This window comes from Ekhidna sp. ABH4_415 (assembly GCF_056161305.1).
On the sequence record NZ_JBSWYW010000004.1, the window covers coordinates 417,749 to 430,217 of the forward strand.

Sequence of the window (12,469 nt, forward strand, 5' to 3'; positions counted from 1 at the left end):
TCCTTCAATTGTTCAGTTTTCGTTCTTATGAAATGCTCGCTCCGTTCTCAGCGTCCTTGCCCGGGCTCACGGCTACCAGCTTGCCATCCGGATTTTCAGCAAATAGCAGCATCCCCTGAGATTCCACTCCCATGATCTTACGAGGTGCCAGATTTGCCATGACGGTCACTTTCTTGCCTATCATCTCATCAGGTGTGAAGTGCTTAGCAACCCCACTAAGTATGGTACGCGTTTCCAAGCCCATATCCACTGTAAATTTTAGTAGTTTATTGGACTTCTCCACTTTCTCAGCAGTTTTGATCTCTCCTACTCGCAAGTCCATTTTCAGGAAGTCATCGAATATGATCTCATCTTTCAATTTGGGTAAATCAGGAGTAGTATTTTCTTGTTCGTTCATCTTCTTTGTTTCCAATAATTTGTTCACTTGCGCTTCAACAGCTTTGTCTTCAATCTTTTCAAATAGCAATGTGGCTTCATTCAGCTGATGTCCATCCGATAAGAAGTCTACGCCTCCAGCCTCAGTCCAACCTCTTTTCTTTGTATTCAGAATCCCAGTCAGTTTCTGAGCCGTAAACGGCAGGAACGGTTCACATACGATCGCAAGATTGGCACTGATCTGAAGGGCAATATTAAGGATAGTCTCTACCCTACTCTTATCTTCTTTGATCAGCTTCCATGGCTCAGTATCAGCCAGGTATTTATTGCCTATTCGGGCTAGCTCCATCATCTGACTCAAAGCCTCACGAAACTTGAACTGGTCAAGGGCTGACTGAATCTTGGCAGGTGCTTCACTCACAGCATTGATCACATCTTCGTCAATTGGCATCAGCTCGCCTCTTGCCGGCACTTTTCCATCAAAATACTTGTGTGTGAGTACCACTGCCCGGTTCACAAAATTGCCAAAGATGGCAACCAGCTCACTATTATTCCTCGCCTGAAAATCCTTCCATGTGAAATCGTTATCCTTCGTCTCCGGGGCATTGGCCGTCAGGGTATAGCGTAAAACATCCTGCTTCTCAGGAAACTCTTCCAGGTACTCATGCAGCCAAACTGCCCAGTTGCGGGAAGTGGAAATCTTGTTGCTCTCCAGATTTAGGAACTCATTTGCGGGTACATTGTCTGGTAACACATAACTACCCTCTGCTTTCAAAAGTGTAGGGAAGATGATGCAGTGAAAAACGATGTTGTCCTTTCCAATGAAATGTAGTAGTCGCGTTTCTTCTGATTTCCAGTAATCTTCCCAGTTCTTCCCTTGATCCTTTGCCCACTGCTTGGTCGCTGAAATGTATCCAATGGGTGCATCAAACCACACGTACAGTACCTTCCCTTCACCTCCGTCTACCGGCACAGGAATCCCCCACTTCAGGTCCCGAGTCATTGGTCGTGGGCGCAATCCATTATCGATCCAGCTTTTACACTGGCCATATACATTCGACTTCCATTCTTTATGGCCTTCAAGTAACCACTCCTTGAGCCACGGTTCATATTTGTCCAGTGGCAGGTACCAGTGCTTGGTCTCCTTCATCACCGGAGACTCCCCACTCAGCATGGATTTAGGATTCTTTAGCTCTGTTGGACTAAGCGTAGAACCACATTTCTCACATTGATCGCCATAAGCCTCTTCATAACCGCAGTTAGGACAGGTTCCTTTTATGTATCTATCCGCAAGGAATTGTTGTTCTTTCTCATCGAAAAACTGCTCAGAAGTCTCCACGGTAAACTTCTCTTCTGCCTCCATCTTCTTGAAAAATTCAGAGGCTGTTTCATGATGCAGCTCTGAAGAAGTTCGATGATAGATATCAAAGCTGATTCCAAACTTTTCGAACGAGTCCTTGATTTGGTTGTGATAGAAGTCTACAACTTCCTGCGGCGATTTTCCTTCCTTCCGTGCTCGCAATTCTATTGCCACCCCATGCTCATCCGAGCCACACACAAAGGCCACATCTTCTCCTTTGCTTCTGAGGTATCTCACGTAAATATCTGCAGGCACATAAACGCCAGCCAGATGCCCAATATGAACCGGGCCATTGGCGTACGGAAGTGCTGCTGTGATTGTATGTCTTTTATATTCTTTAGCCATATTTCGATAAGAGACCGCAAATATAAGTTTTGTGTTTACCTCTTATAGTGCAATCACCAATCATTCTGTCTAATTTTGCGCTCGAATTCATATTTGCATGCAAGAAATCAGAAATATCGCCATCATCGCACACGTTGATCATGGCAAAACCACACTCGTTGACAAAATCATTTACGCAACGCAGGAGTTTAGAGAGAACCAGGAAAAAGGAGAGTTGATCCTTGATAACAATGACCTGGAAAGAGAAAGAGGGATTACCATCCTTTCTAAAAACGTATCCGCCGAATACAAAGGAGTGAAAATAAACATCATCGACACCCCGGGTCACGCCGACTTTGGTGGTGAAGTAGAGCGTGTATTGAAAATGGCTGACGGTGTAATCCTATTGGTGGATGCCTTTGAAGGTCCTATGCCACAGACTCGATTCGTACTTGGCAAAGCACTTGGTCTTGGTCTTACACCAATTGTAGTTGTAAACAAAGTAGATAAAGAAAACTGTCGTCCGGATGAAGTACATGAGCAGGTATTTGACCTGATGTTCTCTTTAGATGCGACTGAAGAACAGCTTGATTTTCATACACTTTACGGATCCAGTAAGCAGGGATGGTTTGGAGAGGACTGGCAAAAACCAACTGACAATATTTTGCCTTTACTGGACAAAATTGTTGAGGTCATCCCTCCTGCTCCTTTCAACGAAGGCGTTCCTGCAATGCAGATCACCTCATTAGACTTCTCTTCTTTCACTGGGAGAATTGCAATTGGAAGAGTATGGCAAGGCACACTGAAAGAAGGTGCTCAGCTTGGCATCAGCAAGCGAGATGGTTCGCTGAAAAAGGTAAAGATCAAAGAACTTCACGTATTTGAAGGACTTGGTAAAAGAAAAGTGACTGAAGTACGAGCCGGAGATATCTGCGCAATTACAGGTATTGAAGATTTTGAAATCGGAGATACCATTACCGATTTTGAAAATCCATATGTGATGCCACGTATCGCTATCGATGAGCCCACGATGAGTATGATGTTTGCCATCAACGATTCTCCTTTCTTCGGTAAAGAAGGAAAGTTTGTGACGTCTCGTCACCTGAGAGATCGATTGATGAAGGAGTTGGAGAAAAATCTGGCACTACGTGTAGAAGAAACTGATTCTGAAGATAAGTTTCTTGTATATGGAAGAGGCGTTCTCCACTTGTCTGTACTAATCGAAACCATGCGACGTGAGGGCTATGAACTTCAGGTGGGTCAGCCGCAGGTTCTTTTCAAAGAGGGAGAAAATGGTGAGAAACTGGAGCCAATTGAACATTTAGTAATCGACCTTCCTGATGAAGTATCTGGAAAAGCTATAGAGATGGTAACGCAGCGAAAGGGTGAGTTGAAAGTGATGGAGCCTAAGGGTAACATTCAGCACCTTGAGTTTGAGATTCCTTCCAGAGGCCTGATCGGTTTAAGAAACAATATGCTTACTGCTACGGCTGGTGAAGCAGTGATGACTCACCGATTGAAGGAGTATCAACCTTACAAGGGCACTATTCCCGGAAGAATCAATGGATCATTGATTTCAATGGAAAATGGGCCCGGAACGCCTTACACCATTGATAAACTGCAAGATCGAGGGGTATTCTTTGTGGATCCTGGAGTTGACGTTTATGCAGGGCAGGTTATAGGTGAGCACAGTCGGGATAACGACCTGGTAATAAATATCCAAAAGGGCAAGAAGCTAACGAACATGCGAGCTTCTGGCTCAGACAACAATGCAAAGATTGCTCCTGCGAAAAAATTTAGCCTGGAAGAAGCACTGGAATACATCCAGAAAGATGAGTATGTGGAGGTGACGCCTAAGTCCATCCGTATGCGTAAAATCTACCTGGATGAAAATCAGCGCAAGCGAATGGCAAATGCTGAATCTGCTATGGCATAACAGGACGAATTTCAACAACACATCGAAAGCCTACTTAAACGTAGGCTTTTTTGTTTCTATATGAAGCGTATCTAACGAAACCACAAAACTTTAAACGTTACCACTCATATAATTTAACCCTGATTAACAAACAAAAGGCGTTTTAAATAGTAGAATTGCACGGTATTTGAACAACACCCTACATGAGAAAATTATTATCCATCCTCTTAATCATCCTCAGCTTTTTTGTTTTTTCACAGGAAAGCTATAAAGTAAAAATCGATCTTACCAAGGCTAAGAATGACCGGCTTCCGGTTGAATTGACTGTCCCTGCAATTAAAGAAGAAACGGCAGAATACCACATGCCGAAGATTGTTCCCGGTACCTACAGCATTTCAGATTTTGGTCGGTTCATCAGTGATTTCAAAGCTTTTGATACAAATGGAAACTTTTTGGAGGTTGAAAACATCTCAACGAATAAATGGACGATCAAAGACGCAACGAAATTAAGTAAGATCACATACTGGGTTGATGATTCCTTCGATGACTTCACTGGGTACGGGAGCAACAAACTGTTCGAGCCGGGTGGTATGAGTATTGAAGTAGAAAATGACGTCTTTGTGATGAATACGTTTGGTTTCGTCGGATATGTAGAAAATTACAAATTCAAACCTTTTGAACTGACAATCATCCATGATCAGGAAATCAAAGGGGCTACTTCTCTGAAAAAACAAGCTGAGACTGATACGTCTGATACTTACATAGCGGCAAATTACAATTTCCTTGCAGATGCGCCTATCATGTACAGCAAACCAGATATTGTGACCAAAGAGATTGCAGGAGCTGATGTATTGGTATCCGTCTATTCACCTAATAAAGTACTTACTGCAGCGGATGTGATGGACAACATCGATGAGTTGATGGAAGCCCAGGCAAAATACCTTGGAGGAGAGCTGCCCGTAGATCGATATGCATATCTGATCTACTTGTTTGACAGCCCAACTATTTCTGGTTCATATGGAGCATTGGAGCATTCATATTCCTCCCTCTATACGCTTCCTGAAATGGATCCTGATAGAATCAGTCAAACGGTTAAAGATGTAGCGGCTCATGAGTTTTTTCATATTGTTACACCTCTGAATATTCACTCAGAGGAGATCCATAACTTCAACTACATCGAACCTGAAATGAGCCAGCACCTGTGGCTGTATGAAGGGGTGACAGAATACGCTTCTCAGCACGTTCAGGTAAAATATGACCTTTATGATCTGCAAGATTTTCTAGCAGAGATGAGGAGCAAACTGAATCAGCAGGATCGATACAATGTGGATATCCCGTATACAGAATTCAGCGAAAACATCCTGGAACCTGAGAATGAAAGAAGATATGGAGATGTATATGCAGGAGGCGCATTGATTGCCTGGTGTCTTGACATTACGATTATTAAGTCTACCAACGGACAGAAAGATCTTCAGTCGGTACTAAGGGAACTTTCAAAACAGTACGGGCCGATGAAGGCTTTCAAAGACGAGGATCTTTTTGGTGAAATTGAAAAAATTACCACACCGGAGGTGGGTGAATTCCTAAGGAGATATGTTGGTGGGTCTGAAAAATTGCCTTACACTGAAATACTAGGATGGGCTGGAATCAGATATTCTCCGGAAAGCAACGAGATGGTTATCACTGCAGGAAAATTTGCACCTGGTGTAAATGAAGATCAAGATATTTACATTGCAGATACAGACCAGATGAATGAATTTGGGCAAGACCTGGGTTTTAAAGAAGGTGACATTTTGCTGGAATGGAATGGTACTGAAGTTACGATTGAATCTTTCCAGAATATCATTCAATCATTCTACAGCAATACAGAGACGGGTGATAAGATCACCGTATTGGTAAGAAGAGAGGTGAAAGGAAAAACCAAAGAAGTGAAACTGAAAGCAAAAGCACGAAAAGTAAAGGCCTCACAAAGACATCAGCTGGAGGTTATAGAAAATCCTTCTCCTGAACAACAGAAAGTCAAATCCGTTTGGCTTGGTATCCAGTAACTTTTAACTGAATTAGAGGCATCTATTAAGACATGAAGAGAAACACTAAAATCGTTTTAATTGGAGGAATAGCATTTTTAACTATCCTCATACTATTCTTTTCCGGAAGATCATCTGACGCTGAGGCTGAAGTCATAGTTGATGTTGATCAAGGTGAATTTATAGTAGACATCATGACATCCGGGACACTGGAGGCAAAAAACTCAGTACCTATTAAAGGTCCTCAGGGAATCAGAAATTATCGCATATGGAATCTTACGGTTCAAGACATCATTGATGAAGGTACTGAGGTAAAAAAAGGCCAATATGTAGCCAGGCTTGACCCATCTGAACTAACAGGAAAAATAAAAGATGCACAACTTGAGGTGGATGCTTCCATGTCTAAATACACGCAAACCAGATTAGATACTGCTCTCACTATGCGCCAGGCAAGAGACGAGCTTATCAATTTAGAGTATGCGGTTAGAGAAAAGCAATTGACTCTTGATCAGTCACAGTTTGAGCCTCCTGCAACTATCCAGAAAGCTGAGATAGAATTAGAGAAAGCCAAAAGAGCGCTTCAGCAAGCCAAAGAAAACTATGAGATTAAGCGTCAGCAAAATGTGGCCAAGATGCAGGAAGCGGATGCCGAGCTGAAAGGCGACAAAAACGAACTAGAGGGGTTGATGGCGCTCCAGAAAGACTTCACCATCCTTGCTCCACAGGATGGCATGCTTATCTACAAGCGAAGCTGGGATGGGAAGCCTGTCAAAGCTGGCTCACAAATCAGTGCCTGGGATCCGACAGTAGCCACGCTCCCGGATCTATCAAAGATGATCACAAAAACATACGTGAATGAAGTGGATATACGCAAAGTTAAAAGGGGTCAATCCGTGGAGATTGGATTCGACGCATTTCCAGACAAGAATCTAAAAGGACGCGTAACCCGAGTGGCAAATGTTGGGGAGCAAAGACCTAATTCAGATGCCAAAGTTTTTGAAGTAGAGATTGAAGTATTTGGTACTGACCCAGTCTTAAAGCCAGGCATGACTACCAGCAACAGAATCATAACCAAAGCATTAGACAGTGCCCTTTTTGTTCCTCTGGAAAGTCTTCACTCCCAATTTGATTCAATTACCTATGTTTTCAAGAAAGAAGGCGGTCGTATCGTGAAACAGGAAGTAATGCTGGGAGATGCCAACACTGAGTATGTAAGCATTCTTGCAGGCCTGGCTCCAGATGACAAAGTATATCTTTCCAGCATCAATGGCATGGAAAAAGATGAGGTGAACCTGATTCCTGAAATGGATGGTAAACGGATGCAAAAGCAAATAGAAGAACCTGAGCCTCTTAAACCCGAAAATCCACAGGGAAGACGGCAATGGCCAGGAAAACGTTAGGTCATGGATAAGGAGAGGATATTAGCCAATTTAGGAATTGCCATTGAAGCGGTTCTTGCTAACCGTGTTCGCTCGATACTCACTGCACTCGGTATCATCTTTGGGGTTGCTGCCGTTATCGCAATGCTGGCTATCGGTAATGGGGCCCAGCAAGAAATCCTGGAGCAGATCAAACTTGTAGGGGTCAATAATATCATTATTGAACCCATCATTGAGCAAACAGAGGAAGATCTTTCAGAAGAGGATTCCGAAAACAAAGAGAAGAAAAAATTCTCACCGGGCCTTACGCTGAACGACAAGGAATCTATCGTAAAAACAATCCCTGGAGTACAGAAAGTTAGCCCCGAGATCTTGCTGGAGACCTATATCATTAAAAATGGGATCAGGCGATCAGCCAAGCTGGTTGGTGTGGAGCCCTCCTATTTTGATATTTTCAATTTTGAACTGGCAGAGGGTAAAATGTTCAACAGCATTCAGCTGGAAAAGGGTGAAGCTGTTTGTATCATTGGCAAGTCCATCAAAGCCAAGTTCTTTCCTTCCGAAAATCCGATTGGGAAAATGCTGAAATGTGGACCAAACTGGCTAAAAGTGATCGGAGTACTGGATGAACGCTATATCAGCGAAAGTAGCATCAATAAGCTTGGAATCAGGGACTACAACATGGATGTTTATACTCCATTGCAAACCGTGCTTGTACGCTATAAAAATAGAGCCATGCTGACGCAGGAAATGATCCAGGGTGCCAACCGAGGCTCATCTGGAATGGTATTCTTTGGTGGGAATGGAGGCAGTGATGACGAAGCACCCACTATCCCAACAAACTACCATCAATTGGACCGGCTGGTTGTTCAGGTTGCAGAGACGGAAAAGCTCAATCCCACGGCTGATGTGATCGTGAGAATGCTGGAGCGAAAACACAACCAGGTGGTAGACTATGAAATTGAAATCCCCGAGCTTTTGCTTAAGCAGCAGCAGCGCACCAATGACATCTTCAGCTATGTGCTTGGAGCCATCGCCGGTATCTCGCTCATTGTGGGAGGTATAGGCATAATGAACATCATGTTGGCATCCGTACTGGAACGGATCAAGGAAATTGGCCTGCGTCTCTCCATTGGAGCGAAGAAAACAGACATCATCAACCAGTTCATGTTTGAATCCATGATGATTAGTATCAGTGGTGGATTTATCGGCATCCTCCTGGGGGTTATTATGGCCTCTGCGGTCAGCAGGTTTGCAGATATCCCTACTGTCATTTCAATTGGATCTATCCTAATCTCTTTTGGTGTGGCTACTGCTATCGGGCTAATCTTCGGAATAGCGCCGGCGCGAAAAGCTGCCATGCAAGACCCTATTACTTCACTTAGATATGAATAAAATACTCATCACGCTTTGCTTTGTTGGTTTTTCAATAACAGCAAGTTCACAGATTGTTTATTCACTTGACAACATCATTGACTTGGCCAAAGGGCAATCACCGCTTGCCAAGCAGGCAGAGACCCGAAAAGAAAACAGGTTCTGGCAGTACCGTTTTTTTAAGTCTAATTACAATCCTCAGTTAGCATTGAGCGGAAATCTACCCTCCTATAGCAATCAGTTCATCCCCGTCATTCAGGAAGATGGATCAACGCAGTTTCGTCCGGTAGAACAAACCAACTCATCGCTGGCACTTGGATTATTTCAACCAATCGCGCCAACAGGAGGAAGTGTCTCGGTAAATACCCGGGCAAGTCAGTTTCAGGATTTGGTGATCGACGATACCAGATGGAGAAGTACAATCGTAGACCTCACCATCAACCAGCCCATTTTTGCATATAATGACCTGAAATGGGACAAGAAAACCGAGCCTATCCGCTACGAAGAATCAAAACGAAGCTATGTAGAGGAAATGGAGTTCGTATCCCGAACGGCAGTGCAGCGATTCTTCGACTATCTGGATGCACAGGTGAATTATCAAATTGCAGAATTCAACCTTTCCAACAATGATACGATCTACAACATTGAAAAAGGACGATATAACATCGGCACCACTTCAGAGGATAAGTTGCTTCAAGTAGAACTCCAGTTGCTAAGATCAAAGCAAGATTTGGCCAATGCCGAGCTCGATCTTCAGACGTCACGATTAGCTCTTAGAACGTTCATTGGCCTAAATGAAGGTGAAAATTTCAACCTGTCCCTGCCAGAAAATATTCCCATCTTCCCAGTAAATGAGGATTTGGCCCTGCAATACGCGAAGGATAATCGGTCTGATTTCATCGCTTTTGAACGAAGAAGAATTGAGGCGGATGCACAGGTGGCTGAAGCTAAGGGTCAGCGTTTTCAAATGAATTTGAATGCCTCGTTTGGGTTGAATAGTGCCGGCCAGTCTTTTGATCAATCGTACCAGGATGGTCAAACTCAGCAGTTTGCAAATCTTACACTAAACATCCCAATTGTAAACTGGGGACGAAATGAAGCGCGAATGAAAACTGCTTTGGCCAACAAGCAGCTGACAGATTACGTCATCGCGCAGGAGGAGCAAAACTTTGAGCAGGAGATCATCACCCAGGTGAGACAATTAGACGTGCTACAGCAGCAAATTGAAATCTCAAAGAAATCAGATGAGGTGGCTCAGAAAAGGTATGAGGTAGCCCAGAATCGGTACCTGATTGGCAAGATCGATATTACGAATCTTAATATCGCCCTAACAGAAAAAGACAATGCACGACGAAGCTACATCAATGCGCTTCGCTCCTACTGGCTCGCCTATTACGACCTAAGAAGGTTGACGTTGTATGATTTTTCGAATAACGAGTTGCTGTATACGATGGATGATTGATTGTCACTGCTTTTCTATAATGGAGAATTAGGTAGTCACTTCACCCCCTCCCCGAATCGTCGGACCGCTCAAGGGGGAACGTGGATTCTACTTCAAAAAAGCCAACACACCAACCAAGATCCTTCGACAAGCTCAGGATGACACGCACTTAGAAAGGTAAACGCCCCTCAGAGTCACTCGCAGAGGACTCTGAGATTCCTCTTCCAGCAACCACACGTGATGCGGCCCTCAACCACACGTCCTTCCGAGCTGAACCACACGTCCTTCAAGCTGCAACCACGCATGGTTTTGAGACGCAATAAAACAGGGTGGTTTTTTAAGGATCAAATACTAGAAAAACCTGTTTAAGACCGGGACAACTTATTCATATCAACCCGGCTTCTTACTAAACCTCACCCCAAGCCTAAATACCCATGGACGTGGGTTCAGATCATTGTTTTGATAGTTGAAATCATACATGATCATGGACATCATCTGGACTATTCCTATTTTAAACTCCCGGCCAAGCCCAATCAGATGCGCCCTTTGCCATCCTTTAGACTCCATCTGCTCACTACCGAAAAGCGATTTATCAATCTGCCACTCCGACTCAGCCCAGGCAAAAAATCCTTTAGGAATATCATAGCGGGTAAAGAGACTGTAGCCATGACCGTCACCCGTGGTTAGCAATGTGCTGTCCTCAGAGGTAAACTGCTCGCGCAAAGTCAGCCCAATTCCTGCCAGCCATTTCTTATTGATCCAGTAACCCAATTGAAGATTGGTGCTAAGTATCAACGGATCGGTACTCTGTAGGCTTATATTCCCGCCAAAATACAGGCGCTGCTTGAATGGGATATCCTCTAATGAATTACGTTTGGTTCCTTCCTCCGGATAACGGGTGTCCGGGAGCTCACTATACTTCTTTTTCATTTTCTGAATATCGGACTGAGCATCCTGAAACTGCTCAGGATCTACTTTCTTAAACAATTCCCTGGCTTTATCTGGCTTCACCAGATTAGGATTAGGTTTATATGATTTCTGTATTGGGTTCGTCCCCTCTGTCGGATCACTCAACTGAGTTAGCGGATCTTCCGCATTTCCCATTTCATCTGGCATAAACTTTCGCGCTTCCTCATCCAGGATGGCTGTTGCTTTGGCCAATGCTATACTGTCTGCTTCTACAGCACTCAGTTCTTCTTTCAGCTCAATTGGATTCAGAATTAGCTCCCGATACTCTGGTGGGAAATTGGTTTCATTCAGAATTTGCTCTGCAACCTGAAGGGAATCTTCCTGGGTGAAAACCGCAAGTGAATCAAGGGATTTATCATGGTAACTCGCTGAGTCCGACTGTAGCGAATCAACTCTCCGAATTTTCATCCGCACGTTTTCGATACTGTCGTATTTCTGTTTGTAAAGTGCTCTCGCCTTGACTTGCTGCTGCAACTTGCGTGCCTGCTCGCGACGCTGCTTGGCTGTTTGCTTCGCTCCTTTTGCCTGGTTTATTGCGATGGCATGACGTCCGGTGGCTTTGCCATCTACCTTGACCTGGGCAGTGACATGCAGGCTGATAAAAAGGATTGAAAACAGTAACAAATAACGCACGCGTAAAGCTCGGAAAATGAGCCAATTAATCATAGAAATGGCTGAGAATCTTCTTTTGATTTCTGTAGTAGGTGACAACACCAACGCTTATTCTATGAACTTAATTTCAATCAATCCCTTACCCCCAGAATAATCAATTGCGCTACTGTATCGATAGTCTTCTGGATTATTTACAATTTGTTCATCTAAAGGGTTATTATGTATATAGTCTAATTTTTGCTGCATCATCTTAGCATCAGAAAGCTCAATTGGATGATATTCATTTTGCCAAAAACAATATTTCTGGTGCTTATTGCTCTTTTCTGCTAACTTCCTAAACATCCACAAAAGCCATTCCTTTCGGCTTTCCTGAGGGTTCTCTTTAATGGCCTTTATCATTTTAACAGCGGTAAATTTCTTAAAGTCACGAATGATATCCTGAATCTTTTCTTGACCTTCCTTACCTACTATTATATGCATATGATTGGACATTAAACACCAACCATAGATTTCTAATCCTTTATGCTCCTGACAATATTTGAGGTTTTTAATTAGTATTTCCTTGTATACCGGACGGGTAAACTCTTACTAGCGCGGAAGTTACTTCCGTGCTTATTCTATGAACTTAATTTCAATCAATCCCTTACCCCCAGAATAATCAATTGCGCTACTGTATCGATAGTCTTCTGGATT

At 43.5% G+C, this 12,469-nt stretch carries 7 protein-coding genes and 1 pseudogene; 5 read left to right on the forward strand and 3 right to left on the reverse strand.

Annotation, left to right across the window (positions count from 1 at the left end):
• Window positions 1-25: 25 nt before the first annotated feature.
• A complete protein-coding gene (gene metG / locus ACXAH9_RS09185) occupies window positions 26-2,080 on the reverse strand; it encodes a methionine--tRNA ligase (protein WP_474894564.1) in 2,055 nt (684 codons plus the stop codon).
• Between the two features lie 97 nt (window positions 2,081-2,177).
• Between metG and typA the strand changes: the two genes are divergently transcribed.
• The 5 genes from typA (at window position 2,178) to ACXAH9_RS09210 (ending at window position 10,216) form a co-directional block, all read left to right on the forward strand.
• Window positions 2,178-3,995 carry a translational GTPase TypA gene (gene typA, locus ACXAH9_RS09190; RefSeq protein ID WP_474894565.1) on the forward strand — a complete coding sequence of 606 codons (1,818 nt, stop codon included), beginning with the start codon at window positions 2,178-2,180 and terminating at the stop codon, window positions 3,993-3,995.
• 182 nt (window positions 3,996-4,177) lie between these two features.
• The gene (locus ACXAH9_RS09195; protein ID WP_474894566.1) at window positions 4,178-6,022 is read left to right on the forward strand and encodes a M61 family metallopeptidase; all 1,845 of its coding nucleotides are present in this window, start codon (window positions 4,178-4,180) and stop codon (window positions 6,020-6,022) included.
• Between the two features lie 32 nt (window positions 6,023-6,054).
• On the forward strand, window positions 6,055-7,401 hold the full coding sequence (locus ACXAH9_RS09200) for an efflux RND transporter periplasmic adaptor subunit (protein WP_474894567.1): 1,347 nt from the start codon (window positions 6,055-6,057) through the stop codon (window positions 7,399-7,401).
• Between the two features lie 3 nt (window positions 7,402-7,404).
• Complete coding sequence (locus ACXAH9_RS09205) at window positions 7,405-8,775, forward strand: ABC transporter permease (RefSeq protein WP_474894568.1); 1,371 nt, start codon at window positions 7,405-7,407, stop codon at window positions 8,773-8,775.
• Window positions 8,768-10,216: a TolC family protein gene (locus tag ACXAH9_RS09210; RefSeq protein ID WP_474894569.1), complete on the forward strand. Its 1,449-nt coding sequence runs from the start codon at window positions 8,768-8,770 to the stop codon at window positions 10,214-10,216. The genes ACXAH9_RS09205 and ACXAH9_RS09210 overlap by 8 nt, the downstream gene beginning before the upstream one ends.
• Window positions 10,217-10,585: 369 nt before the next feature.
• Here the strand turns inward: ACXAH9_RS09210 and ACXAH9_RS09215 are convergent, their stop codons facing one another.
• Together ACXAH9_RS09215 and ACXAH9_RS09220 are read right to left on the reverse strand one after the other, a co-directional pair.
• The gene (locus ACXAH9_RS09215; RefSeq protein WP_474894570.1) at window positions 10,586-11,788 is read right to left on the reverse strand and encodes a hypothetical protein; all 1,203 of its coding nucleotides are present in this window, start codon (window positions 11,786-11,788) and stop codon (window positions 10,586-10,588) included.
• A 96-nt stretch (window positions 11,789-11,884) separates the two neighbouring features.
• A pseudogene (locus ACXAH9_RS09220) lies at window positions 11,885-12,343 on the reverse strand (REP-associated tyrosine transposase); the annotation flags it as partial.
• Between the last annotated feature and the right edge of the window lie 126 nt (window positions 12,344-12,469).